At 69.4% G+C, this 26,205-nt stretch carries 20 protein-coding genes and 4 pseudogenes; 8 read left to right on the top strand and 16 right to left on the bottom strand.

Features of this window, described 5'->3' with window-relative positions; translation table 11 throughout:
* Positions 1-276: 276 nt before the first annotated feature.
* The 3 genes from GT042_RS21410 to GT042_RS21400 all read right to left on the bottom strand — a co-directional run bounded on the left by GT042_RS21410 (position 277) and on the right by GT042_RS21400 (position 3,362).
* Positions 277-969 (bottom strand): hypothetical protein, encoded by a 693-nt coding sequence (locus tag GT042_RS21410; protein WP_161310337.1) that lies wholly within the window; start codon positions 967-969, stop codon positions 277-279.
* Positions 970-1,148: 179 nt separating this feature from the next.
* Positions 1,149-1,757 (bottom strand): hypothetical protein, encoded by a 609-nt coding sequence (locus GT042_RS21405; protein WP_161310336.1) that lies wholly within the window; start codon positions 1,755-1,757, stop codon positions 1,149-1,151.
* Positions 1,758-1,886: 129 nt separating this feature from the next.
* Entirely contained in the window at positions 1,887-3,362 is a 1,476-nt protein-coding gene (locus GT042_RS21400; protein ID WP_161310335.1) for a DNA cytosine methyltransferase, read from the bottom strand.
* 1,866 nt (positions 3,363-5,228) lie between these two features.
* Here GT042_RS21400 and GT042_RS21395 point away from each other — a divergent pair.
* The gene (locus GT042_RS21395; protein WP_161310334.1) at positions 5,229-5,429 is read left to right on the top strand and encodes a hypothetical protein; all 201 of its coding nucleotides are present in this window, start codon (positions 5,229-5,231) and stop codon (positions 5,427-5,429) included.
* A gap of 155 nt (positions 5,430-5,584) precedes the next feature.
* On the opposite strand, the gene GT042_RS39280 is transcribed toward GT042_RS21395, so the two are convergent.
* The 12 genes and pseudogenes from GT042_RS39280 to GT042_RS40140 all read right to left on the bottom strand — a co-directional run.
* The gene (locus GT042_RS39280) at positions 5,585-5,716 is read right to left on the bottom strand and encodes a hypothetical protein (protein WP_345943854.1); all 132 of its coding nucleotides are present in this window, start codon (positions 5,714-5,716) and stop codon (positions 5,585-5,587) included.
* A gap of 285 nt (positions 5,717-6,001) precedes the next feature.
* Positions 6,002-7,648, bottom strand: a complete 1,647-nt coding sequence (locus GT042_RS21385; RefSeq protein ID WP_345943853.1) for a pentapeptide repeat-containing protein — start codon at positions 7,646-7,648, stop codon at positions 6,002-6,004.
* Positions 7,649-8,206: 558 nt separating this feature from the next.
* Positions 8,207-9,004, bottom strand: a complete 798-nt coding sequence (locus tag GT042_RS21380) for an alpha/beta hydrolase (protein ID WP_161310332.1) — start codon at positions 9,002-9,004, stop codon at positions 8,207-8,209.
* A gap of 153 nt (positions 9,005-9,157) precedes the next feature.
* On the bottom strand, positions 9,158-9,928 hold the full coding sequence (locus tag GT042_RS21375; protein ID WP_161310331.1) for a hypothetical protein: 771 nt from the start codon (positions 9,926-9,928) through the stop codon (positions 9,158-9,160).
* A 143-nt stretch (positions 9,929-10,071) separates the two neighbouring features.
* Positions 10,072-10,875: a hypothetical protein gene (locus GT042_RS21370; protein WP_161310330.1), complete on the bottom strand. Its 804-nt coding sequence runs from the start codon at positions 10,873-10,875 to the stop codon at positions 10,072-10,074.
* A gap of 705 nt (positions 10,876-11,580) precedes the next feature.
* A pseudogene (locus GT042_RS39275) lies at positions 11,581-11,750 on the bottom strand (helix-turn-helix transcriptional regulator); the annotation flags it as partial.
* Between the two features lie 20 nt (positions 11,751-11,770).
* The gene (locus tag GT042_RS21365; protein WP_202533372.1) at positions 11,771-12,304 is read right to left on the bottom strand and encodes a DUF6879 family protein; all 534 of its coding nucleotides are present in this window, start codon (positions 12,302-12,304) and stop codon (positions 11,771-11,773) included.
* Positions 12,273-12,544, bottom strand: a pseudogene (locus tag GT042_RS39270) (hypothetical protein). Before GT042_RS39270 ends, GT042_RS21365 begins: the two are co-directional and overlap by 32 nt.
* 261 nt (positions 12,545-12,805) lie before the next feature.
* On the bottom strand, positions 12,806-15,046 hold the full coding sequence (locus GT042_RS21355) for an NACHT domain-containing protein (protein ID WP_161310329.1): 2,241 nt from the start codon (positions 15,044-15,046) through the stop codon (positions 12,806-12,808).
* 196 nt (positions 15,047-15,242) lie between these two features.
* Positions 15,243-15,711 (bottom strand): annotated as a pseudogene (locus tag GT042_RS21350) (lamin tail domain-containing protein).
* A gap of 408 nt (positions 15,712-16,119) precedes the next feature.
* Entirely contained in the window at positions 16,120-16,290 is a 171-nt protein-coding gene (locus GT042_RS21345; protein WP_161310328.1) for a hypothetical protein, read from the bottom strand.
* Between the two features lie 371 nt (positions 16,291-16,661).
* Positions 16,662-16,792: pseudogene (locus tag GT042_RS40140) on the bottom strand (cyclase); the annotation flags it as partial.
* Between GT042_RS40140 and GT042_RS21335 the strand changes: the two are divergent.
* From GT042_RS21335 to GT042_RS21320, 4 genes are all read left to right on the top strand, one after another.
* Complete coding sequence (locus GT042_RS21335) at positions 16,782-17,240, top strand: hypothetical protein (protein WP_161310327.1); 459 nt, start codon at positions 16,782-16,784, stop codon at positions 17,238-17,240. The pseudogene GT042_RS40140 and the gene GT042_RS21335 overlap by 11 nt on opposite strands.
* Positions 17,241-17,329: 89 nt before the next feature.
* Positions 17,330-19,378: an ATP-binding protein gene (locus tag GT042_RS21330; RefSeq protein WP_161310326.1), complete on the top strand. Its 2,049-nt coding sequence runs from the start codon at positions 17,330-17,332 to the stop codon at positions 19,376-19,378.
* A gap of 97 nt (positions 19,379-19,475) precedes the next feature.
* The gene (locus GT042_RS21325; RefSeq protein ID WP_161310325.1) at positions 19,476-20,225 is read left to right on the top strand and encodes an SDR family oxidoreductase; all 750 of its coding nucleotides are present in this window, start codon (positions 19,476-19,478) and stop codon (positions 20,223-20,225) included.
* 126 nt (positions 20,226-20,351) lie between these two features.
* Positions 20,352-21,104, top strand: a complete 753-nt coding sequence (locus GT042_RS21320) for an SDR family oxidoreductase (protein WP_161310324.1) — start codon at positions 20,352-20,354, stop codon at positions 21,102-21,104.
* Positions 21,105-22,188: 1,084 nt separating this feature from the next.
* Here GT042_RS21320 and GT042_RS21315 read toward each other — a convergent pair.
* A complete protein-coding gene (locus GT042_RS21315) occupies positions 22,189-22,902 on the bottom strand; it encodes an AAA family ATPase (protein ID WP_161310323.1) in 714 nt (237 codons plus the stop codon).
* A gap of 447 nt (positions 22,903-23,349) precedes the next feature.
* Here GT042_RS21315 and GT042_RS21310 point away from each other — a divergent pair, with 447 nt between their 5' ends.
* The 3 genes from GT042_RS21310 (at position 23,350) to GT042_RS21300 (ending at position 26,076) form a co-directional block, all read left to right on the top strand.
* Positions 23,350-24,456, top strand: coding sequence for a hypothetical protein (locus GT042_RS21310; protein ID WP_161310322.1), 1,107 nt, complete (start codon positions 23,350-23,352; stop codon positions 24,454-24,456).
* A 499-nt stretch (positions 24,457-24,955) separates the two neighbouring features.
* Positions 24,956-25,513: a TetR/AcrR family transcriptional regulator gene (locus GT042_RS21305; protein ID WP_161310321.1), complete on the top strand. Its 558-nt coding sequence runs from the start codon at positions 24,956-24,958 to the stop codon at positions 25,511-25,513.
* Positions 25,514-25,686: 173 nt separating this feature from the next.
* Entirely contained in the window at positions 25,687-26,076 is a 390-nt protein-coding gene (locus GT042_RS21300; protein ID WP_161310320.1) for a PPOX class F420-dependent oxidoreductase, read from the top strand.
* Positions 26,077-26,205 lie beyond the last annotated feature (129 nt).

The following is a 26,205-nucleotide window of genomic DNA, read 5'->3' as shown; positions in this document are numbered from 1 at the left end:
GGTGGCGCCCGGCGGCCGGTCGAACGATGAGGTGCGCGGCCGGGGTCCGGGGCACCGGGCTGCCGTCGCGGCCGCCGCAAAGGCAAGGGCGGTGTTCCGTACGGTCACCGTCCGCTCCGGTCCAGCTCGCCGGTGGCCGGTCAGCCCAGGTGGCTGTGAACGGGGTCCCGATCTCGGAGTCCGGACGGTGGGCCGGTGGTGTGGGCGGGTTCCAGTCAGCGGCACCCCGGCGGGGGAGCGGGATTCCCGCCCCGCTCCCCCGCCGGACTGGCGCCGTCACTTGGTCCGGTCGGTCCGGGCGTAGTTGTGGAAGTCGTCACTGACGGGGACGTCGGTGGGCTCGGTGACGGGCGCGCACACCCACGTGTCCACCGGGCCGGGCGTCTCCCGCTTGCCGCTGAGCCACAGGTGGATGTCCGGCTGGACCTCGAAGAGGGCGCCGTCCTCGTCCTCGGCGAAGAACTCGGAGTTGCCGCCGTAGCCGTACTCGTCCGCGTAATCCCAGACGCAGACCAGGTCTACGCCGACCTCGTCGTAGATGCGGGCGAAGACGGTCCGGATACCGTCGGCGCTGTACCCGTCCTCGAACCGGCCGTACAGGTCGGCGATCTCGGCGAGCACGTCCCCCTGCTCCTCGGTCGGGTCCGGGAGCGTCCACTCGTTCCCCTGGTCGGCGTGCTCGCCCCCGTGCTGGACGATCAGGGCGCGTACGGCCTCGACCGGGACGTCGGCGTAGCTGGAGCTCTCGCCCGCGTTCCCACCGGTCAGCCAGCCCTCAAGGTGGTCTTCGTTCCCCCAGGCCTCCGTGTCGGGGACGCTCACGCCCGGGGAGACGAAGACCTCGTCCATGGTGTCGATACCGGGGCGGGTCCTGACGAGGATCCCCTGGCCGTCGGCGAGGCGGATGCGGTCATGCGCGGGACCGGTCCCGTCGGCGGCGAGACGGTCGAATCGCGGGGTGCTGGTCATGGGTGAGTCCTTCATTCGTCGGGGTGTGGGTGGTTGCGCCCGGCGGCCGGTCGGACGGTCGGATGCGCGGTCAGGGTCCAGGGCATCGGGTCGCCGTAGGCGTCAGGCGGTGGGGCCGGTGGCGTGGACCGAGTGGGGTGGTGTCCTACTCGGTCCACGCCACCGGTGGCGGGCTCCGCTCAGCGGCAGGTCGGGTGGAAGTCGCGTCCCAGGCATCCGTGGAGTTCGTGGGCCTTGGAGGTCAGGAACCTCTCGCACTCTTCGACTGTGAGCGGGTTCCGCGCGTTCAGGGGGACGACGGTGCACCGTTCGGGGTGTTTCTGGGCGGCGCGGGCGCTTGGGGCGTCGGGGTAGAGGACGTTGTCGCTGCGGCCGTCCGCGATGCGGATCGCGATCCATCCGGCGAGACGTCCCCGCGTACCACGGGCTACGTGGTCGCCGATCACCTCGGCCATGTTCTCGGCGGCCCTGCCCACCGCGTGGTCCCAGCGGGCGAGGTAGGCCGCGTGTCCATGGCTGATGGCCGTGTACGTGCGCAGACTGACTTGGGACTGCGCTTCCGTGCAGAAGTCCGCGAGGTCGTCCCACTGGGTCTCGCGCTCCTGCGGGTCGTCGGCCTGCCGGACGACGTGCCCGGTGGGAGGAAGGGGGCGGTGGCGCTGCGCGGGGCCGAAGAGGGCGAGTTGGGCGGTGAAGGCCTCGGTGACATCGACGAGGACGAGATAGGTCGCGGGGTGCTTGTCGAGGTTCACGCGGGTCGCGGGCGCGGTGCTGGGGGTGGTGTTCACGGCATGTCCTTCGGTTCGGTAGGGGCCCCGGAGGTGCGGGTCCGGGGAGGTGAGTTGGTGGGTGGGGGCGGGCCGGGGTGCCTCCACCAACGGCCCGTCACAATCAGATTTACAGCGTTAGCTGACAAGTCAGAGGACTGCGGCGACCTGGGTGCCGAGCCATTGGGCAACATTGCAGCTGACGGCGTTTCCGGCCTGCATGGTCTGCTCGGTCTTGTTGCCGCGCATGATGTAGTCGGCGGGGAACCGCTGGGCGGCGAGCTGCTCGATGGGCTGGAGCATCCGGAAGTGGCAGTCCTCGACGCGCAAGGCCTCTTCGAGGATGTCGGCCGGGGTGAGGAGTCCGGCGGAGTCGCGGGTGGCGAGGGTGAGCAGGGGCTCGCCGACCGGCTTGGCAGCGCCCTTGCGGTAAGGGATGACGAGTCCGTGGTGGCGGCCCCCGGCGGTGACGGCGGCAAGCGGCCGGTCCACCGTGTCCACGCGGCCGTTGCGCCGCATCGTCACGACGTACGGCAGGGTCACCAGGGCCTCGGTGTCGCGGGTGGTGCGGGTCCTCATCGGCTCGTGGAGGTCGGTGGTGGTGTTGTTCCAGGTGCCCCCGGCCGGGACGAGCATCCCGTGGCGGCCGGGGATCAGCAGGCCTTCGCCGACCTTGCGGGTCCGGGCGGGCAGCGGGCCCTCCTCCGGTGCGAGCGCGCGGCCGTCGTGCCCGGAGTGGTTGAGGGTCAGCAGGCTCGCGCGCTGCGGGTAGCGGGCCAGGCCCTTCTCGATCCGGCTGATCGTGTTGGCCGCCAGCGGGCGGGGACGGTCGCCGATGCGCCTGCCGAGGTTGGTCCAGTCGATCGCGTCGGCGGCCGGACGGACGTACGGCTCGACCACCCGCTTCCCGCACCGGGTACGGGGGCAGCGGTAGTCGTACTGCTGGCGGTACTTGCCGATCGTGCGCCCGTTGCGCCACGACTGCACGGCCTGAACGTCCTGCCCGCACTCGGGACACCACGCCAGCGGGCGGGGGCACAGGTCCGGGAGCGGGATACCGGTGCGGCTGAAGACGATGTAGATGCGGTCACGCCACTGGGGGGCGTGGTCGTTGCCCGGCGCGCCGACGTGGGCGGAGGAGACGGAGACGATCTGGCTGTTGTAGCCGAGAAGTTCGATGCCCTGGCGCCACCAGTCGAACAGGCGCCAGTCGGTGGCGAACTCGGTGACGTTCTCGCACAGGATCGCCTTGTAGTAGTGGACCTCGGCCGCCCGCATGACGTCGTAGGCGGTCGCGCGGGTACGGACGAAGCTCTCCGGGTCGGCGGGCTCGTAGTCGTCGCCGATGCCGATCTGGCCGCCCTGGCCGCTGCGGGGGGTGCCTCCGGCGGGGCTGATCTCGGTGCAGATCGGGGAGGCCCACAGGATGTCGGTGGTCGGCAGGCGCCGCATGTCGTAGTTGTTGATGTCCGCGCAGACGTGTTCGGCGTTGACGTGGTTGGCGCTGTGGGTGTCGATCGCGATCCGCGAATGGTTCGCGGCCAGCTTCAGCTCGTACCCGGCGGCGACCAGGCCGGTGGAGCTTCCTCCGGCGCCGCAGAAGATGTCGGTTGCGGTCAGGGACATGTCTTCTCGCTGTCTGTGAGGGGGATCCGACGGGTTGTCCGGGTGGGTACCGACCACCCTTGGCGACAAGAACAACTTTACAGCACTAGATGACATCAGAAGGATATCTGCGCAGCTCAAACGGGTGATTCACACGCCGTCAGGGGCCAGAGCAAGCAGGGCCCGGCGGCTCGCCGACATGCCGGGGCCGAGCGGGGTGGGTCCCTCGTTGGGCGGCACTCCCGGTGGCCCTGCGGGTGGGTGGGGGTGGCGGAGCTCGCGGAGCCGGCCCCACCCACCCGCAGGGCATGGTGCGAGAGGGACGCCCGACGAGGGACCCACCCCGCGAACCACCCACGCCACAACCCCAACCGGCCCGCACCCACCGACCCGGCGCCCCCTCCGCAGGGTGGCCGGGGGTGTGGGGGCAGCGCCCCCGCAGCACGAACCCACACCAAGACCCCCACCCCAGCGGGGGCTTCAGGACCAGATTCACCGGCGCAGGAAACACACGGCCTCGGCTGACCACGGACAACGGGGCCGGACAAAAATCAACCAGTCCAACTCCACTGCTGTCCGTACGACGTCAGATCCGACCAGCGCTTTGGCTCGACTCCGCCGGCGCCCACGTGCAGTCCCTAATCGGGCAGCAGCGCGATGAGGTCCCGTTGCGCCTGGAGCGCGATCGCGGTGGCCTCGCGGCCGTCCCGGCGAGCCTGGAACGCGGTCGCCTCCGCCCGGTCAGCCACAGCGCGTTGGACAGTCACCGCACATGGCTCCGAGAGCACCCGGTGCCACCTGGCGTCCCGCCAGACACGGAACCGAGCGGTCCCGTCTGCCTCCTCCAGCCGCGCGCCGTACGAACGGGGCCGCGGTGCGCTCGGGAGCGGCTCTCGCACGGCGCGGCGCGCAGCGCGGGCCGGGCGGAAGTTCACTCACGCCCGTACAACGAGCACCCGGTCCGACGGACACCGAACCTAGAGCCTGAGCGCCCGCGTCGCCCAGAAAAACGTCGGCTGCCGACGACAAGAAGCCCGGCTGGTCCTCCGCATGCGGATAGGGTGTCTCCCGTGGGCCCGCTTCCGGCTTTCTCCAGCTCCTCCCTCCAGGCTGGCCTCCAGGTCCAGAGGGAACTAGCTGTGGACGAAACGTACTCGGCCGCCATGTTGGCCTCCCTGGCGCGGCAAATCGTCTCTGATCCCTCCATGGCCGGCGAACAATGGCATGTCGTCGCACCGCCACGTCTATTGGAGTTGCCACCGCTCGGCTGGGACGGAAACAACTTACTCAAGAACGACCTACTGCTTTTGAGACACCTCGGTGGCGGAAAGTCGATCACTCTTGCCCTTCACGCTGAACGCGAGTGGCGCCGCAGGCACCAACTCGTTCAGTCGCGGAATGACCTCCTGGCCGCTATCCGTACCGCGTACGCCAGCGCACACGCATATGCAGAGAACGAGTGGATCCGCGCTATCAAGCGCCGTGCGTCCTTGCCGTCCACCATTCCCTCCAGCCTTCCGTCGCTGACCGCGCCGCTTCGAGCCACAGCGCGAGCTGTTGTAGAGCTGCTTCAGTCCTTGCTGCCAGCCGTGGCCACACTGCCGATGCTCCAGGCCGACATGGCTTACTGGCGGCGTACGGCCGAGGAATTGTGGCGGCTGCAATCAACTTCGGTAGACCGGCCTCCTGAGCCTGGCGACGCCGTGGTCCTCGAGTCTTCTCCGTGCGGAATTCGCCGGCTCACGGCCGTCCGCGTACCTCGCGCTCCAGGATCAGTACGCACTTCGCCGATCCCGGATTCGAGCTCGCTCGCCGCCGCCTAGACCCCTCGTCCGGGCGCGCGGCCCCATGGACAGAAGAGGTCTGAAGGTGCACAACCTTTCCGAGGTGACCGTCTCATCGACGGCACTGTTCATCCTGATGCTGGCCCTCGCCGCGGTGGTCGTGCCACCGGCCGTGAGCGGAGTAACGACCTGGTGGTCCGAGCGTCTCCGCCGATGGAACGGCAGCCTGCGCGATGCCCAGGCACGATTCGCCGCACAAGCACGAGAGGCGCTGCGCCGGTTCCTTGACGGGGGCAGCAGGTAGCAACACGGCCTGGGGATCATTTCCTGCGCAAGGAGATGATCCCCGGCGACGTCCATGCTCCCCACTCGACTGAGGAGCGCCCGCTACTCGTACGGCGTTCTACGAACCATCTGGACAGCGTGCAGGGCGCCGTCGCGCGGGTGCGGCGCAGTGTGTCAGCTCACCGTCACCTTGGTGTCAAAGCCCACGTATCCGCTGAAATCCTTTCCCACGCGGTCGATCGCAGAGGCCGGCGGCTGCGGGTACCACCACGCCGCATCCGCGTGCCTGCCGTCTGCGGTCTGCACGTCGAAGTACTCACGGAATGGTGTAGTGGGGTCTCAGACAGCGCCTTAAGGGTGACCGCCTCCGGAGGGAAGTACCAGTTCCCCTCGGTCGAGACCACTCGGCCTCATCTGCATCCGCAAGGACCGTTCCGTCGAGTACTGCCTGCATCAACCGTTTCTTCCAGAGGCTCCGTGCCGCACAACAGATTTCAGTGCCCAGGTCTGTGGCCTGGACACTGAAATCTGATGTGCGATGGCTCGTGCCGTTTCGGATGCACCGGTTACCTCAGCGTCTGGTGGTTGGGTTCAGCGTTTGACGCGGTTGCGGACGGCCAGGATCGCGAGGGCAAGTAGGACGGGCTCGGTCAGACGGGAGGTCATCTCGATGTAGGTGCCGGCGGTGGTCAGGTTCTGGTCGGCGGAGCGGAAGACCACCGAGTTGAGGGTGACGTTAAGGGCCTTCTCGAAGCGGTCGCCGGTGAACCGGGCCCCGGTGGGGTTGCGCGGATCATCCTTGTCGATCTCGAAGGTCACCCGCCCGCCGCCGGACGGCACGGTGCCGGTCGCCTTCTGCTTCGGATCGTGGTCGGGGAGTCCGAAGCCCATCAGCAGAAGGAGGGTGACGAGCACGGCGGCTGCGAGCCAGCCCAGAGCGCGCGAGGCGCGCAGGCCGTAGCCGGACAGCAGCCAGTAGCCGTGCAGCAGTCCGCGTTCCGCGTGGGTGGTGCCGGTGCGGTCGTGGCGGCGCATCTCCATCTCGCCGTAGTAGAAGTCCGCGGCGCCCGGTTCGTTCTTGTTGTCCTCGAACGCCTTGCGCAGCGCCCGGTACACCGGTGCCAGCTGCGCCGGCCCGACGTGCCCGGCGCCGGGTACGGCCTCGTTCCAGCCCGGGGCGGCTGACGGCCGGCTCGCGCGCCAGTAGTGTTCCTCGGCTAGCGCGCGGCGCCGGGTGAACCGTACGAAGCGCCCGGCCCGCCCGTGCGTACGGGAAGGGACCGCGGCGAAGGAACACCCGCCTTCCAGGCGGATCTGGTCGAGGTGCACGGTCCCGGTGAACAGGCAGTCCGCCAGGTCGACATCGGCGAGAACCAGGTGGGCCGCGTCTACGCCGCGCAGCGAGGTGATGCGTACTGCGGCGTCGGACACGCCGAAAACTGAGTCCTCACTCAACTGCTGGCCGTCGGAGAGCACGAACGGATCCAGCTCCGCCGCGAGGGTGAGGGGATACTCGAAGACCGCGTGGGCGAAGTCCACCGTGGTGTGACGCAGACGCAGCTCAGCCGTCGACGACCAGCGAGTGCGCCGGCACTCCAAACGGCGCGCGGCAAACGCAAGGATCACCGGCCCGCCGAACACCGCCCCCGATAAGGCCACCAGGCCGGCACACACCAACGGCCCCAGGTTTAGCACCGTCTCGAAGCTCGCCAACGTGAACCTGGCATCGCTCTCGAAGGTCGTCGACTCGAACTGAGCGCTGCCCTTGAAGGTCGCACCGCCGAACCCGGCCATGCCTTCGAAGGTCGCCGACACAAACCGTGCCATGTCCTCGAACGTCGTTGACTCAAACTGGGCCATACCCTTGAAGGTCGCACCCCCGAACCCGGCCATGCCTTCGAAGGTTGCCGACACGAACCCGGCGATGCTCTTGAACGTCGCCAACCCGAACCCGGCGACACCCTTGAAGCTCGCCGCCGCGAACCAGGCGCTGCCCTCGAAGCTTGCTGACACGAACCAGGCTTTGTCCTCGAAGGTCGCCAACTCGAACCATGCACTGTCCTCAAAGCTCGTAGACACGAACCGTGCGCTGCCCTTGAAGGTCGCCGACCCGAACCAGACGCTGCCCTTAAAGTTCGCTGACTCAAACCGCGCGCCGCCTTCGAAGATCGCCGACCCGAACCGGGCGCCGCCCTCGAAGATCGCCGACTCAAACCGAGGAACGCCCTCGAAGGTCACCGACTCAAACCGAGGGACCCCTTCGAAGGTCACCGACTCGAATCGGGCGACACCAAGATGCGGGGCTCCGGTGGCAGGATCGCGGAGGGCAGCAAGAACAGCATCGAGAAGGAGTTCGGTGATGGTGGTACCGCGGTGGTCGATATCAGTGCCGGGGCACAGGCCGGACAAATAGTCGCTGCGGCCAGCGTCATCCAGGTGGGCAAGGCACTGGGTGTAGCCGGAGACGTGGATGCCCCGGCAACCGACCGGGTCCTGCGGAGTGGTGCCGTGGCCACAGTGCGGCCAGGCAGGCGGAGTTGGGGACGGCGTAGGACTCCGGTCAGGCATACCTGAAGGACGACCGAGCGCGGCGGATGGTTGCCCCGATCCTCCTTCACGTCCGAGGGCCGCGCTGCGGAGCTGAAGGAGGTACTGAAATCGATCGTGCGCTACTGAAACCTTCGGTGCGGTCCGACAATAGGTTCCGTGGCGAGGCGGATGACCGCCCCGTAAGAGCCGGCACGGCGACCTGGTCTGGCGACCGCGCGGGGCGGCCGTTCGCCCCAACACGGCGCATCAGAGATGCATAACGGGAATCCGGGTGCCCTCAGGGGCGGTCCCGAGAACGGGGGCGAACCAGAGCCGCCGACCGAATAACGACGACTCCCCCATACCGGTCACGCCTATCGGATGGCAGCCCCCTTCCGCTGGGCCAGTTGCTGCGTGCCGGATCAGTCCATTGAACGGACCAGTTCTGTCAAGGACGCCTGCGATGATCAAGCTGGGGGCCCACACCAGGGCAAGGTCCGCCTCGACATCGATGGCGAGGGTCAGGGCGATCTGCTGTCGAGTTCTCGGCGACGGAGATGAGCCCACCAGGCCGATCATGTCTTGCAACATCTCCTCAGGCATCTGCGCGGCCGCCTCCTCAGTCAGGCCGAAGAGCAGCAGTACTCGGCCCACAGAGGCTGCCCCCGGCGGGAGGACGTCTCGGTAGATTTCCTGTCGCAGTCGCAGTCCCGCCCTCGGGCGTGCGAATCCGCACACCGACACCAGATGGGTGATTCGCTCCAGGAACATAGCCGCGACCTTGACGGCGATGGGGCCACCCAGCGAGGCACCGGCAATCGCGAACCTGTCCCGGCCCGCTTCTGCGGCGACATCCGCCATTTGTGATGCGATCTCCCCTATATTCAGCTCCGCGTCATCAGGAAGGGCACTGTCTCCTGACCCCGGCAGGGCAGCCAGCACCGTGTGCGACGCGGCCAGTTCTGCGATACACGGCCCCCACGTTCCTGCCGGCGTGCTACCCGTCCCGTGCACGAGCATCAGCCCAGGGCCCCGCCCCTGCACTTCAAAAGCGAGCTTCGACATAACAATCCTCCGGAATCAACAAATCGGACAGTAGGGCCGTCTTCTACGAGGAGATGCCCCTGGTTGCGTCGATGTCTCTAGTAGCCACGGGTTTCAGTGTCCTATCAGGCGCCCATGCGATCTCGCCACGGCCCCAGGCCGGTGGAGAGACCGTCAGGTCAGCGTCCTTGGCGTGGCCCGTGCTTCGGATCGGGGGGAGTCCGGCGCAGGTGCCCCGGTCGTTCGGTAGTGGCGGGGCGGGGGGGCAGGCGGTTTGCGAACGGTGCTGGAGCGGGCGCGGGCGGCGTTGACCTTGACTTGCGCGGCAGCGAGGCCTTCGCCCAGTTTCCGCATCTGCGACCGAACCTCCGGCCGGACCTCGGCGGAAGGTGCTGGGGCGGGGCGGCTGTAGTGGCCGGCGGCGCGGTGGAGGCGGTCCATGGCTTCGGTCGGCTCCAGGTCGTCTCCGCGGAGCCGGTCGGCGGTCCACAGGGCAAGTCCAGAAATCCGCTCGCAGACGCGGATGGATGTCCCCTTCCACCAGCCCTGGAAGCGGCCGTCGCCCAGGAGTCGCTCGAAGCGAGCGCCGGTCTCGCGCTTGATGGCCTGCCAGAGGTTGCGGGCCGCTCCCCGTACGGTCTGGATGTCCTGCCATTCCGGGACATCGCGAAGTACGTGGTGATGCTGGTCAGCTTCGTTGAGGGCGGTGTTGACGGCGTCGGGGTCTCGGTGGAGAGCGGGCCCTCGCGGACCGTTCTGGGTGCCCGACGTGCTGCTGTCGGTGGTGGCGGAGGCGTAGGCCCAGTCTGAGGGGTGTCCATCGAGTGCCCTCCGCAGGGCGGCGAGTTCGGTGTCGAGTGCCGCGACGAGGTCGTGGGCGGTGCCCCCATCCGCGCGGACGACGGCCTCCCATACCTCCTGGATGGCACCGACGTTGCTCAGCATCTCGGCCCCTTCACCAGAACGATCGGACCGGACCTCGGGCTCCGGGTCGGGACCGTTCCACAACGGAAGGGCAGGCTCCGGCGGGACGGGGAGGGGAGCTTCAAGGAGCCCTTCGCCCGGTTGGGGCCGACGGGCGACCGGCATCACGGGGGTGGCCGGATACGGCTCAGTCGGGGGCGGCGCGGTGGAAGCGGGAGCTTCCGGCCGGTTCGGAGCCTGGTCCGTGCCGACCGGGGCGGCGACGCCTGGTGTCCGTCCGTTCTCGACCGGTGCGAGCGCGGGTTCGGACTCCCGGCGTTCATCAGCAGGTTCACCGCCTGCGGCACCAGAGCGAAACCAGGACTGTGCTCTCCCGCCGGTCGCAGCTGGGTGGTGAGCGCTCGTTCTGGTGCGGCCGCCCGCTCTGCCGTGACGGCTTCGGCGGTAGCGTCCAGGCGGTGCGCGAGGCGGTTGACGTCGTAGATGACCGCGGCCAGCGGGTAGCCCATGCTCCGGCGCACCCGCTCCGTGTCGGGCTGGTACTCGATCTGGTCCAGCCAGTCGGCGGCGAGCAGTTGGGTGTTGTAGAGCTGGTCGCGCATCTGATGGGCGGTGGGTTCTTGGGCAACCGCCACGCTGAGAAGGACCAGCTGGTCGTCGAGCCGTTGCAGAAGGTCCGCTTGGTCCCCGCCCTCCGGCCATGTCTGCTGAACTGCTGCGGCAAGGGCCGCGCGGTGGGAGAGGGCCAGCGTCCGCGTCTCCGCGCGCAGGATCTCGATGCGGGTGAGGTCGGACGTTTCCTGGGCGGCACCGGGCACGGGCCCGTAGGAGCGGCCGGTGATTGCCGAGTTCAGGATCGCCGCCTGGTGGGCGGCGTCCTCCGGGGTGACCCAGGACGGGGTGGCGTAGAGGAGGGCGATATCGTACGCGCCGGCCCGGACTTCGCCTGCGGCCTGCCCAGGTTCCATGGTCCCGGCCGGGTGGAGGCGGTAGGCCAGATCATGCGGTAGGACGACACTGTTCTCAGTGCGCGGGGGGACCTGCTCGCTCCCGCCGATCTGCTGGGCATTGGGCAGACTCGCGGACTCGGCGAAGCCCACCTCGGGGCCCGGGCCCGCCGGTTCGGCTGACCCGGATGTTCCGGCAAGGGTTCGCCGGACCGGTGTCCGTCCGGTTGCGTCTCGCGCGCGAGGCGTTCCGGCTCAGGAACGGGGGTGGGGGTGGGCTGCTCGGGTTCACGCGGCTCCTTGGTGGAGGAGCGGGGCTTCGGCGCAGGTGGCTGTTCCGGCTCCTGGTCTGCGGGTGCCCCGGTGGTGGTGAGCGCAGGCGTCGTTTCGTCCGTACGCGGCGGGGCCGGCAGGGGCGGGGTGGGGTTCTGGGTCTGTTCCCTGGTGGCGCGTTCGGCGATCGTGGCGTTGACGGCTGCCTGAAGGTAGTCCTGGAGCCTGCGCATGCCGTAGAGGGGTTGGCCGAGTGGAAAGCTCATGTGCTGCCGTACGGCGGGGTCCTCGGGCAGGGCTGTGCTCAAATCGTTCGCGGCCTGGAGGGCTGCGTTGAGGTCGGCTTCCATCTGGCGGGCGACTGCCCCGTCGGCGACGGCGTGCTGCATGTCACCCAGAGTGTCGAGAAGGTGCTGGAGCTGGGGGTGGTCGGTGTAGGTCTCGGGCCAGGCGCTCGGAGGGTGGGGCGTCGCCCTTTTGGATACGGGTGGGCTTGGCGAGTGCCAGCCGCACTGGGCGGAGAGTTCCTTCCCGGTGAGGCCGGCGTCCTTGCGCAGATGCTGCAAGCGCACGGCGAGCGCCTCACGGGCGCCTTGGGCACTGGATGAGGGAGAGGCCGTCATGTTCGCGGGCAGCCCGGGGTTCAGACCGTGAACTTCTCGTGGGGGACACCGCGCTCCCAGACGGTCTCGAACGCCGAAGCACACAGTCGTACGGCCGCAGGATCGTCGGTGGTCTCGAACCCCGGGTCTGCCCAGTCGCCGTCGCCGGTGAAGAAGTGGAACATGACCCGTCGGCCGTCGATCAGCCAAAAGTCGTTGCCCGGCAACGGGATATCGGAGGCGCGGCGCCGGGGCAGCCAGCGGACTTGCTCGCCGGCTTCCAGGTTCAGCGGGGTGGAGGTGTACTCCCAACGGATGTAATCGGTCACCGGCTCGGAGACGATCCAGGCGCGGCGCATAATGACGCCCCTGGCCAGGGTCTCCCTCACGATGCCGAGCCACTCCGGCCAGAACGACGCCGTGGGGTCCAGGCTAATCTCGCCGGTGCGGGCGAACCGTTCGATCAGGTCGGCCTCGTCTCCGACTCCGTACAGATCGCGCATCTCCAGGTGGACCGCTGTGTGCTGAGCACCGCTCAGCAGTTCAGCGAAGTCCGGCACGCTGCTCTGCGACAACACACGCCTCCCTCAGAATCGGCACCATCCGGATCGGAATACGGATCACCCTCTCGTGCGCCGGGATCCCCGCCACGTGACCGGGCACCCAATCGGTCCCACCCACCATCGCCATCAACACGGCTTCGGCTTCGGCTTCTACACCCTGGAGGACCGGTCGGCGCTCTCTTCGTCACCCCACACCGTCGGCGATCCACCGCCTCCGATGTTCGGGTCGATCCCGACGAACCGTAACGTCAGGACGCTCTCCCGTGTCGAGTCAGTTGCGCACAGTTGCAGCGCGACCTTCCCGCAACGCCGGTGCCGGTCGTCAAGAGCTGCCCCAGGGCCACGGCTGACGCACCGAGCCGCCTGGCTTTAGCCACTCCGCTGAACTGCCTCTCATCGAGGGCCCGGGATCAGGCTGAAGGTCTCCCGCCTCACTGCTCCCCAGCCACGTAGGCCGCCTCCTCGCCGCGCCCACCGGCGGCCATCGCACCCGACCTGTAACAACACGCCGGGTCACCGTCGAAGTGCCTGACGCCCTCCCCGACCGGGCGTGCGATGAGCCAGTCGGTCCTGGAGGTCCGCGTGGCGGAACTGGTACACCGCCCCGGCCCGGCGCAGTACCCCGCGTGCGGTGTGGGCGTCGTCCAGGAAGGCCATGAGGTCGCGTGGAATGCCGTGGCGCAGGGCGAGGTAGTGGCGGGTGAGAGTGAAGTGCCCCCAGGCGGCGTAGGCGGAAGCGCCGGAGACGCTGAAAGCGGGAACGAGGAGGACGAGTGGGACGAGGCGCACAACGAGGCTGTCCATGGGACCGGCGACCGGGCCCGTCGGCGCAGTGCCGAGCAGGGCCGGAAGGACGATGCCCACGGCGAGTCCGTAGCCGAATCCGAATTCCGCCAGGAGGCGGCGGAAGATCCGGCGATCGCGTCGCAGGAGTGTTGCGGGTGCTGCGGCCGAGGCGAGATCGGGAGAGCGGGTTTCCCGTACGGCCAGGGCGAGGACGCCGCGTCCGAGCGCATGCCCGACCACGGGCCCAAGGCACAGCCCGGTGAGGAGGCCGAGCGTCGGGTCGGCTCGCGCCGAAAGGACGAGGACAAGGCCGAACGCGGCCGCGCCGAGCGCGCCTTGGGCGAAGCCGGTGGCGGACCACCGGAAGTCGGCCGCCGGGAGTCGACGGGGCATGGTGCCCGTACGCCACCCCAGGAATCCGGCCGCCAGTCCCGCCCCCACGGTGACTCCGGGACCTGTGGCGGCGCCGGCGGGTCCGGCTCCGAGCACGGCGGCGAAGCTCGCGATGGCCGCGAGGACAGTCCGGTACATGCGCGGTGGGGCGGCCCGGTGCAGTTGCCACCAGGCCAGGTCTCGGGTGCCGCGCTGGGTGTCTCGCAGGTGACGGGCCAGCCACAGCAGGGTGTGTTCGGCCTGCTGCGCGCTCCAGCGGCAGGGGTTTTCGGGCCGGTTGCGGTAGGCGGCTGGTACGAACGCGTCGAAGAGGTGCTGTTCGAGGCTCGCCGGTGTCGACAGGCGGCGTCTGTCGCGCAGTTCCCCCGGGTCGGGCAGCGCCGCCGAGTGTTCGCCAGGACGAGGGTTGTAGATGGTGCGGGCGAGGAAGAGCGCGAGCGGGCTACGCAGGACCTGGTTGACGGGGTTGTCGACACCGACTGCGGTGAGCTGGGTGGTCACGGGATCCCAGCGCGCGGCGGAGGCGGTGTTCTCGCCGCCGGCGTCCTGGCGCAGGTACGCGGCGGCCGCTGCGGGTGTGAGCGGCAGCAACTCGATGCCGGCGGCGCGGGCCGCTTTGACGGGGACTCCGGAGGCGGGTGTTACGGCTTGCTTGTACTCCTCGACGCGGCTGGACAGGACAAAGCCCTGGCCGGGCGGGAACGCTCGGTTGATGGTGTCCAGTGCCAGGGCCCGGGAGGTCGGAGGAAGTTCGTCGAGTCCGTCGAGGAGGGGCAGGATGAACGCCTCCTCCAGCAGGGCCCGGGCCCGGGTCGTGGCCGGAGCAGTGGCGGTACGGGCCGTCCCGGCGGGGTCGGGGGCGGGGTCTGCCAAACCGCGGTAGTCGGTGGCCAGCCGCTCTGCCATCCAGGTGAGCAGGTCGTGGGTGACCGGGTTCCATGAAGCGAGAGAAAAGAGCACGGGCACCGGGTCCGCGCCCGGTACCCGTCGGTCGGTTAGCAACAGCAGCAGGCGGATCAGCACCATGGTCTTGCCCGCCCCCGGAGCTCCGAGGACAAGCAGACGCCGGGCAGGGACCTTCGCGAGGAAGAGCTCGCTGATCTGGTCGTCGGCCCCGGCCAGTGCTGTCGGATCCGTCGCCCAGCCGGCCGGGTCCCGGTCTCCTGCGGTGGGGGCGCCGGGCCCCTGCCCGGGCGTGGTTCGCTCGCCCGCAGCCCTGATCAGGGCCCATGAGTCGACCAGTTCGGCCGGGGCCGCCCGCCAGGCCACCGGAAGGGGATACGGGTCGTCCAGCCGCCGTACCCGCGCCTCGCTCTCCCATTGGAGACGTACGGTCCTGGCCAGTTGGTCGGCGACCTCCTCCAGACCCGGTCCCGCCGCGGCGTCCGACCGGCCGGTACGAAAGGCGGCCCAAGCGAGGTAGAGCGGAGCCAGGGTCGGCAGCAGCGTGACTCCGGTCTCCGCCGCGCCCAGCCCCGCACGGCACGCCAACGCCAACGCCCCCGTGATCCCGACCACCGTGAGCAGCAGATAGATCCGGCCGACACGTGGGACAACCGGCTTCACCCCCTCCATAGGAGACATCCTCAGGGCTGCGGCGTCGCCGAGTCGCGCGGACTGCGGGGCGCCCACCCGTACGGGTGACGGGGCACCAAGAGGCACTGGAAGATCCGCCCCACGTAAGGGAGGCCAGATGGGAAGGCGGCCGGTTCAGGAACGCGGGCGTACCCCCGGCGTGGCCATGCCGGGGGTACGCCGGTCGAGGTGTGGGTCAGCGGTGGTTGCCGCGTCCCCAGGACTCGGAGTCGACGGTGCGGCCGCGGTCGTTGCGCAGGGTCGCGGTGTCGGCGTGGTTGGACCAGATGTAGGAGCGGCGGTCCTGGTAGACGTCGGTGCGGGTGTCGTTGCCGATGCCGGTGTGAACGCGGACGCTGGAGCGTCCGGCCAGGCGCAGGTCGTCGAAGCGGTAGCGGTTGCCGTCGCTGTCCGACAGGGTCCAGCCGTCCAGGTTGACCGCGCGGCGGGTGGTGTTGGTGACCTCGACCCACTCACCGTTGGGAGCGGTTCGACCCGTTGTCGCGGCCCGGGCTGTCGTACTGGATCTCCCCGAGGACCACGCTGGAACGCGGCGCCGCCCGGTGCGCGCCGTCCGCGGACGCCGGCAGGGCCGCGGCCCCGACCATGGCGCCGGCGGCGAGGACGAGCGCGGACGTACGACGGGCAGTTGTGGAAGTGGACATGGCGCCCCCTCAAAGTGAGCGCCTGCGGGACCCCCTGACGGGACCGCGTGACACCCGTCTCCCCCGGCCTGTTCGGCCGAGAACACGACCGTGACGCACTCACCACCCGCACAAAGGGAACATCCGATTCGCATTGCCGAGCACGGATATATCCGTAACAGTCCACCGCATACGGCAACCAATGGCGTATGCATGACCACTGCACCCCACACCCCACCTGAAGAATGTCGGCGCGCCACGCACCGGACCACCCCAACACCCACCCCGAACGCCACCATCCGAGCCCCAACCGCTCCTGTAACAGCGGCACAGGAGAGCTCGTTCAGTCGCGGGGTGTGCCGGACGGAGTGCAGGCGACCGATCCGTACGGACAGTGCTGAACAGGAAAGCGGCGAGGCAGGCTGGTGGTCAGGCGCTTTTGCCGCGGAACCTGGTCGCCTTGTTCGCCGACTGCTTTTTCGCGGCGCTCTCCTTCGCGGATGCCTCGGGGAGGTCGTGGACGGTCGCGGGCTCCCCGGGCTCCAGGGTCTCGCTACGGGAGCGGCGGGCCGCCTCCACCGACTGGGTCAGCGCGGCCATCAGGTCTACGACCTTCCCGCCCACCGGCGCCTCGCCCGCACCGGCGGCGGCCGGATCGCGGCCCTCTGACGTCGGGCGAGCGGCTCGTCCGGCGCCTCCTGGTAGCCGTCCGTGAAGCCGGGCAACGTTGCGACAAGGTGCAGGTCGGCGGGAGCACCTGCAAGGTCGTTCTCAGCGGCTCCAAGCAGGACGGGCCGCATCACCGGCCGCTTCATCAGTCCCGAGGGCGGTTGAGCAGCGCCGAGTCGTCGCCATGTTCACCAAAGCCGGCGGAAGACCATGTCTGGAGGCCAACGTCAACCGTCAGGAGGCCCCCCGGGCGAGTCCGACGCGTACGTGGAACTCCGCAACGTCGGCGACGCCCCCGCTGGAAGGGTGTCGGTGCGCTGGTCGATCCTCTCCACACCGTCCATGTACTGCGGAAATTCCTCGAACTACGTCCACTGGTCGTAGGCGGTTCTACCGGGACGTCCACTTCTACGGATTCTTCGATGGTCGACACGTTCCGCTGCTCACATTCGCCGTTCAACAGGTACTGGGCATCTCACCCAGTGCTCCTGACGCGGCCGACCGTGCTCAAAAGGAATCCGGGGTCCCTCCGGCAGGAAGGAGCATCACCGCCGGGGCTCGGGGGTATCTGCGCCTCAGCCGCCATCACAAGGGGAAACGAGGACGCCTTGAACAAGCCCGCCCAGGAAGTGCCCGGGAGCAGCGATACGCCCGTCGAGGCGCCGATACCTCACGACCTGCCCGATCAGCAGGCCGTCCCCGACGAAGACCCGTGGGACGTCGTTGGCACACCCGAACGGCCCGCCACCGATCGGCGGGACGACTCAGGGACCCCCAACTCGGACGACGAGGCGGAGGAAGCGGGTACCCGCCGAACGCCTGGGCCGCCATCCGGCGACGACGTCTCCGAGCAGCGGTCGCCGGGTGAACCCACCGCCTGACGCTCCACCGACGGACACCGGCACGAGACCTGGGCGCCGCCACGGTCCGTGGCCGGGCGGATCGGTGGGCCCGGAGGTAGATTTCCGGTATGCGCGCCCCGTCCGGCGAAGGCCCCACCCTCGGTACGCGGCTCCGCGAGGCCAGGGACCACGGCTTCGTCGGCCGCGCCGCCGAGCGGGAGCTGTTCGCCTCCATGCTGGCGGGAACCGACTCCGGGGCGCTGCTGTGGGTGCACGGCCCGGGTGGGATCGGGAAGTCGGCGCTGCTGGAGCGACTCGCCGACGACGCGCGCGCCGCGGGGAGGGCGGTTGTACGGGTCGGCGGGCGGACCGCCGACGGTTCCGTGCCGGAGGCGTTCGGGGCGGTCCCGTCCGAGGCGGGTGTGGTGGTCGTGATCGACACGTTCGGCCGGGATGCCCCGACCGGGGGCGACGTCGAGGAGGTGTTGCGGCGGGTCTTCGCGCCGGCTCTGCCGGCCGACGCTCTGCTGGTCGTGGCGAGCCGCCTGCCGCCGGGGCCCACCTGGCGGACGGACCCCGGCTGGGCGGACCTGCTGCGGGTCATCGCGCTCGGCGGCCTGCCGCCCGAGGACGCCGCCGCGCTCCTGGACACCAGGGGGACGCCGCCCGAGCTGCGTGAACGGGTGCTGGCCTTCGCCGGCGGGCATCCCCTGGGACTCGCGCTCGCCGCTCGTTCCACGGGGACCGCCACCTCCGCGCCCGGGAACTGGGTTCCCGACCATGACATCGTCGCCGTCCTGCTCACGGAACTGGTCGGCGCCGTGCCCTCGGCCTCCCACCGGCGTGTGCTGGAGATCGCCGCGCACGTCCAGGGCACCACCGAGGAACTGCTGCGGTCGGTGCTCGGCGGGGACGACGAGGCCGGCGCCCTGTTCGACTGGCTGCGGAAGCAGCCGTACACCGGAGCGGGGCCGGCCGGGCTTTACCCGTACGACCTGGTCCGCGAGGTGGTCGACGCGGATTTCCGCTGGCGCGATCCCGAGGCGTACGAGACGGTGCACCGACGCATCCGCGGGTACCTGCTGGAGCGGGCCAGGACGGCGCGGGGCGCACAGGCGCAGCACGTGCTGGAGGCGCTGATCCACCTGCACCGACACGGCGGTGTCATGCCGGACTACGTCACCTGGCGGGGCCGGCGGGAGGTCTACGAGGACGTTCTCCGTCCGGAGGATCACTCCGCCGTGGTGGCGATGGCGAAGCGCGCGGAGGGTGAGACGTCGGCGCGGATCGCCGCGTTCTGGCTGGACCGGCAACCGGCTGCCTTCCACGTCTACCGGCGGGTCGGCACCGGTGAGGCCGTCGCCTTCATGGCCTGGCTCCGGCTGGCCGCCCCGGCGGAAGAGGAGAACGACGCGGATCCGGTGGTCGCCGCCGCGTGGCGGCACAGCAGGTCGGCGGGGCCGATCCGGGAGGGCGAACACCTCGCGCTCGCACGGTTCGTCGTGTATCCGGACGCCTACCAGCGTCCGTCGTCCGTCCAGGACCTCGTGCAGATCACGATCCTATCGGAGTGGCTGAGGGCCACCCGCCTCGCCTGGTCCTACCTCGTGGTCGCGGACTGGAAGTTCTGGCAACCGCAGATGGACTACCTCGACCAACAGCCGGTCGACGGAGAAGTGGCCGTCGGCGACCGGTCCTTCCGGCTGTACGGCCACGACTGGCGCGCCGTGCCGGCCGAACCCTGGCTGGACCGGCATCTGGAGGAAGAGCTCTTCGACGTACGAGGCGGCCCCGCCGCCCCGGCGAACCTCCTGGTGCTTTCCCGGGCGGAGTTCGACGCGGCGGTGCGCGACGCCCTTCACTCCTGGCGCCGGCGGGACCGTATCGCCGCCAACCCGCTGACCCGGGGCCGGCTCACCGCCGGCCTCGGCGCCGATCCCGCCGAGTCCCTGCGGCAACTGCTGGCCGAGGCCGTCGAGGCCCTCGCGCAGGATCCCAGGACGGAGCACCTGTACCGGGCCGTCACCACGACCTTCTTCCGTGGCGTACCCACCCAGGAGGCCGCGGCGGAACGGCTCGGCCTTCCGCTGAGCACCTTCCGGAGGCACCTGGCCCGCGGCCTCGACGAGGTCGGCGGAGTGCTGTGGAACAAGGAGGTCTACGGGACGATCCCCTGACGAGGGGCCCGTGCGCCACGGGCCGGGCATGGGGTGAGCGGAAAGTGAGCGGCAACTGACCTGTCGGGTGAGCGGTGGCCCCCAGCACGGTGGGGACATGACACCCGACAACCATCGAACCTCCTTCCCGCCCGACGGACGGTCCGCCTTTCCCTTGCGTGGCGCGGTGGCCCTGGTCACCGGAGCCAACCGGGGCATCGGCCGGGCCTTCACCCGGGAACTGCTCGACCGCGGGGCCGCCAAGGTGTACGCCGGGGCCCGCGACCCGTCGACCGTCCAGGAGCCCTGTGTGCTTCCGGTACGGCTGGACGTCACCGATCCCGAACAGGTCGCCGCCGCGGTCGACCGGTGCGGGGACGTGGACCTTCTCGTCAACAACGCGGGAATCTTCCACGCCGGCCCCCTGCTGGGCGCGCCGTCGGTCCAGGACGCCCGCGAGGAGATGGAGACCAATCTCTTCGGCACCCTCGCCATGATCAGGGCGTTCGCCCCGATCCTGGGACGCAACGACGGGGGCGCCGTCATCGTCGCCCTGTCGGCGCTGTCGTTCATCAACTACGCGCCCTGGGGGACGTACAGCGCCTCGAAGGCGGCCGCATGGTCCATGACCAACTCGGTGCGCGACGAACTCGCCGACCAGGGAACCCTGGTCACCGCCGTGCACTCCGGGCTCGTCGACACCGACATGACCCAGGCCCTGGAACTTCCCAAGATCTCCCCCGAGGTGTACGTCGACGCTGCTCTGGACGCGGTGGCGGCGGGAGAGATCGAGGCGCTCGCCGACGAACACACCCACACCTACCGAGCGATGCTCGCCTACCACCCCCATCGCCCGCCCTGGGACTGAACCGTCCCGACCCTGCTGTCCGCGCCCGTGAGCCCCGCCGCGCGCCGCACCTCGCCGCGTTGCCGTCGGTCGCCGATGCCAAGCACCGGCCCCCTTCGCCACGCGACCCGACGAACGGAAACTGACATGCCCTACCGCACGAACATCCTCATCACCGGCGCCAGTTCGGGGTTGGGTGAGGGAATGGCACGGCGATTCGCCGCCGCCGGCCACTCACTCGCCCTTTGCGCCCGCAGGACCGAGCGTCTGACCGCACTGGCGGACGAACTGCGGACCACCTACTCCGTCAAGGTCGTCACCCGTCAGCTGGACGTCCGCGACCACGCCGACGTCTTCTCCTGTTTCGCGGAACTCAGGGACGCCCTCGGCGGCCTCGACCGGATCGTCGTCAACGCCGGCATCAACAAGGGCTTCTCCGTCGGAACCGGGCACTTCGAGGCCAACAGGCAGACCGTGGAGACCAACCTGGTCGCCGGTCTCGCCCAGGCGGAGGCCGCGGTCGAGATCTTCCGCGCACAGGGTCAGGGACACCTGGTCCTGATGTCCTCCCTCGGCGCCGTGCGTGGTTTCCCCGGCAAGCTCACCGCCTACAACGCTTCGAAGGCCGCGCTCAGGTCGCTGGGCGACGGCATCCGTTACGACCTGCACGGCTCACCGATCAAGGTGACCACACTGCTTCCGGGGTACATCGATTCCGAACTCAACGAAGGCCACGGGATCGACCGCCCCTATGTCACCGAGGCCGGGGCCGGAGCAAGGGCCCTGGTCAGGGCAATCGAGTCGGAACGGGCACGGGCGTATGTGCCGTTCCTCCCTTGGGGGCCGATGAGCCTGGTCATCCGGGCGCTCCCGCCGGGCCGGCTGCACAAGCTGATGTAGGCCGGCGCCGTGCCCCCGTCCGGTGCTCGCCGGCGCCGGCCGCAGCGACTCGGCCACCGCCGCGACCATCTGCCCGTCTAGCGCGTCCGCCAGGGGACCGCGGCCCCTGTACTTCGGACTCGGGGGAACTTCCGCGCCGCCCCCGCGCGGGGGGGGCAGGCGCTCTTGCCCCGGAACCTGGTCGTCTTTTTGCTGGCTGCTTCTTCGTCTTCTTTGACGGCTGCTTCTTCGCCGCCGTCTTCCTTGTCGTGGTGGTCTTGGCCGCGGTCTTCTTGCGCGCTCTGGTCTTCATGACCGCGGTCTTCCTCTTCGCGGACGTCGCGGGCAGGTCGTGGACGGTGGTGGGCTCCCCCGCCTCGTCGCCGCGCGAGTGGGACACGGCTCCACCTCCGTCACGGGTCCCCGCCCTTTCACGATATGACGGTGGGCGCCGGATGGAGGAGCGCAGGCTGATCAGCCGTACCAGTCACAAGTGGCGCACGGTCCACCTCGGCTGCTCTCTCCCGGATGGGTGGGATGGGAAGAGGAGGCCGGATGCTGGGTGGCGCAGCCGGTACACCACCGAGCTCGTGCTCGACAGGCCGAACTCCAGGCCGATCTCACGGATCGACGGCCCCTCCCCGCGGTCCGCGATCCATGTTGTACGTAGTCCTCCGGGCGCGCCGGACCTGAGGCAGATCCTCGGGAACGGTGATGGCGTTCCATGACCTTATTCGAGTGCGCATTCGGTATCTGGTTCACGGGGTCCCGCCACGAAGGTCTGCTCGGGCCTGGGCTAGGCCGGCCGGCCAGAAATCGGCCGATGCCGAACGCCACCGCTTCGGCGGTCTCTTCCGCCTGTCTGTCGAACCTGGTCTGCGCCATTGTCGTGCCCCCTCCCGGTCTGCGTCCCGGCACCTCACACCCGGAAGCGGACGAATGGTCAAGCCGTCGTCCCGTGGAGAGAGTGCGGCGAGAAGTGGGTCCTGAGCGGGGATCTGTCGTCCGACGACGTAGCACAGTTGGCAAATCAGCACGCTTGTCGCCAACGCCGAGAGCCGGGTCTTCCACGTCGCCCATAGGACGAAGACTGAGGGGGACCCACCTACGGTTCGATGATGTGCCGCAGATAGGTGTGCGGATCGGCTAGATAGCGGCGCCAGTGATCCACAACGCCGAGTTCCCGCCAGTCGGCCCTCCGCATACCGTGCTCACCGACCTCGATGATGTCCGCGCCCGGCAGTGCGGTCAGTAATGGGGAGTGCGTGGCACAGATGACCTGGCCGCCCTCCCTGGCCAACCGGTCGATGTGCCCAATCAGCTCGAGGCACGAGGAGAACGAGAGCGCCGCCTCCGGCTCGTCGAGAACATAGAGCCCGGCGTGAAGGAACTTCCCGCGGAACGCCGCGAGAAAGCCCTCACCATGGCTGACATGGTCCGGCGAGAACCCCTCCCTGCCCAGGGCGTCCAGCGCCGTCTCGGCCCGCAGGAAGAAACCCCTGCGGGCCGACCAGCTGGTCACCATACGGCGCCCACGCCCCGAGGCGGCATCGAATCTCATACGCTCACCCAGGGCCGACCTGCCGCGCGGGGAAGCGTAGCGCCAGTCGTGGGAGCCACCGTAGGAGTCCAGACCGAACCCCTCCGCCAGCGCCTCGACCAAGGTCGACTTGCCCGAGCCGTTCTCACCGACCAGGAAAGTCACCGGTGCGGTGAACCGCAGCCCTTCGTCGAGCAACTGTCGGACACAGGGCACCGACCAAGGCCAGGCTTCCTCGTCGTACGTGGAGAGATGGGCATACGCGCGTTCGACAATCACGCAACCAGTGTCGCTTGGACTCGGAAAGCGTCCATGCACCGGGTGCCCGGCGTCAGTACCTCGCGCTCATTGTTGCCCGGGCTCCGATCGGTCACGCAGCCGTTCCCGTGCGTCGCGAGGTGGTGCCTCTCAACGCCTCCGAGCTCAACTCTGAACGCTCGAGTCGGCGGAATGCTCCAACCGTGCATCGTCGATTCCTGCCTGACCAGCCCTGGACGGGGCGGGTTTGTCCGTGGTTGACGTCACCGTGCAGGAGGTCTCGCGCGCTCACGGGCGGATGACTTCCGCAAGCCGGTCGGGACCGCTGCCCGGATTTGCCATCCTTCAGGTGAATGCCCATAGTGATTGACTGATTGCTTACAGTTACGTGCGTCAAGGCGCGCTATTGCGGCTGCGGCAGCTCTCAACGCCTCTCCTACCTCACAGATATCGAAGGATGACGCCACCATGTCCGAGAAGAGACTGAAGTCCTGGGGTAACAACCGCGCCGGGCAGCTGGGCGACGGGACCTGGACCGACTTCCGTACCACCGCCACCACCGTGCTCGGGCTGACGAGTGCCGAGGTGGTGAAGATCGCGGCCGGCGGGGCCGGGGGTCACAACGGTCACGGGCTGACCCTGCTGACCGACCGTACGGTGCAGTCGTGGGGGGCGAACGGCTCGGGCCAGCTCGGCGACGGCTCCGTGTTCAGTCACAACGCGCCCGGCCAGGTCGTCAACCTGTCCAACGCGACCGACATCGCCGCAGGCGGGCAGCACAGCCTGGCCCTGCTCGCCGACCGGACGGTCGTCGCCTGGGGGCACAACAACCACGGACAGCTCGGCAACGGCAACAACATGGACAGCAGCGTCCCGGTCCGGGTCGAGGGACTGAACAAGGTGATCGCGATCGCCGCCGGACTCAGCCACAGCGTGGCCCTGCGCGAGGACGGCAGCGTCTGGGCCTGGGGCCACAACATCAACGGACAGCTCGGCGACGGCACCTCCGCGAGCAGGAACGTCGCCTCCCGCGTGGGCGGGCTGACCGAGGTCACCCTGATCGCCGCCGGGGGCAACCACAACCTCGCTCTGGTCGGCCGGCCGGGCAGCGACGGCGTCCTGATGGCCTGGGGCCACAACTCCGCCGGCCAGCTCGGCGACGACACCACCACCCACCGCTTCACCCCCGTCAAGACAAAGGACACCTGGTCCGGTGAGGTCTCCCGGATCGCGGCCGGCTGCAACCACAGCCTGGCCGTCACGGGCACCGACAACACCCTCCACGCCTGGGGCCAGAACACGTCGGGCCAGCTCGGCGACGGCACCACCGACCAGCGCGAAGCCCCCGTACCGGTTGTCGGCCTGACCGGCGTTCAGCTGGTCGCCGGCGGCCGTGAGCACACCGTCGTCCTGCTCGGCGACAACACGGTCCGCTCCTGGGGCGACAACGGCTCGGGCCAGCTCGGCGACGGCACCACCACCGACAGCGCGACCCCGGTTACCACGCTCACCGCACTGACAGGAGTCGACAAGATCGCAGCCGCGATCGGAGGCGACTTCAGCCTGGCCAACTGAGGCGCCGGCAACGCTCTCACGAACGGGTGCCCCGGCCGGACCTTGATACCTCAGCTCTTGCTCCTGGCGGCGCGAACTGGCCGTAGGCCGACCGGGGGACGTTGGGTGGTTCGTCCATCGACCTCCTCGTCACGGTCGGCGGTCGTGAAAGGCGTGCGGCTCGCTCCAGTTCGGCAGTCACTGCGACGCTGGGGTCGTGGCAGGGGCACGGGTGCAAGGCGTTGGCCATCAGTCCAGCCCGTCCCTCCCACTGCAGGCCTCGTCCGCACGGCAGTTCGGAAGCGTGGGCACAACATCGCCTTATGGTTCGGAGATTCAGACCGCTGGCTCCTCGGTCGCCGCCTGAGGGCGGGGGTGCCGTCTTCCGGCCCGCCCGTGTGGCGCTTCAGACGGGCGCCGGTCGCGCGAGGTGCCCGGATCTCCGGCCGTCGGCGGTAGCCGTGAGCGCGTCGTCGTTCCGTATGGGGCTTTCGTACTGAACGCTTAGTATGCTGACTCCATGACTCCTCACCAGCGCCGCGACATGCGGGCCGACATCCTCGACGAAGCACGGAAGCTGTTCGGGACCAAGGGCTACACCGTCACCTCGATCGCCGACCTGGCCGAGGCCCTCGGCGTCACCAAGGGTGCGCTCTACTACCACTTCAAGTCCAAGGAGGCGATCCTCTCCGCCCTGGTCGCCGAGCCGGCCGCCGAGATCGCGGTCATCGCCAAAGACGCGGCGGGCCGGCCGGCGCGGGAGTTGCTCGCCGCGCTGATCGACCTACAGGCCCAGCACCCGGCCGCCTACATGGCACTGCAGTCCGGCGACGTGTCCGTACTGCAGGAGCACTCCCAGCGTCACGACTTCGCCGGGAAGACGGAACTGATCATCATGGCCGTCGCCGGGCCGGACCCCTCACCCATCCACCTCATCCGCGCCCGCATGGCCGTCGCCGCCGTCAAGGAAGGCACCACGGCCGCACTCGCGGCGGGCCACGGCAAGCTGACCGATCAGACACGGCTGGACCTGCTGGAGGCCGCCATGGCCACGCTCGACGCGGGCGGCGAGTCCTGAGGTTTCACAGTGGCACGCCTACTGAACGACTGGTATGTTGACCCCTCGACGGCCGGTCCGCATCTCCGCGTCCGGCTCCCCGACATCCCTGGGACCACGGTGAACAGAACGACTTCCGGACTCACCCCGAAGACCGCCCCCGGCATATCCCTTCCACCGCGGGGCGTGACGTCGTGACCACCGACCCGGCGGCCCTCGAACGGCTCGCATCGGGCAAGTACCTGCTGGTCACCACCTTCCGCCGGGACGGCAGGCAAGTGCCGACTCCCGTGTGGGTCATCCGCGACGGCGACGCCCTCGGCATCTGGACGGTCGCCGACTCCGGCAAGGCCAAGCGGATCCGTAACCGGTCCGACGTCGTCGTCGGCCCGTGCGACATACGCGGCAACCCCACGGGCGAGCAGGTCCCCGCCCGGGCCGCCTTCCTCGACGCCGCGCAGACCAAGCGCTATCGCGGCCTCGTGGGACGCAAGTACGGCCTGGCCGGCCGGCTCACCGTGCTCGGCAGCCGACTGCGGCGCGGGAGTGACGGGAGTGTCGGCATCCGGATCACACTCGTCTGAGGGGCTCCGGTGGGCCGTGATGCACGCGTGTGCTCGGCACGACGGTGCGCCGGTACGGGAAGCCGCCCCACGCCACGTCCCGCTCCCCCGGCCATAGCGCTAGGGCGTGTCCGCGAAGTGGGGTCGTCC

The organism is Streptomyces sp. SID3212 (assembly GCF_009865405.1).
GTDB lineage: Bacteria > Actinomycetota > Actinomycetes > Streptomycetales > Streptomycetaceae > Streptomyces.
The sequence above is the reverse complement of the archived record's forward strand: the minus strand, read 5'-3'. Positions and strand labels throughout refer to the sequence as shown.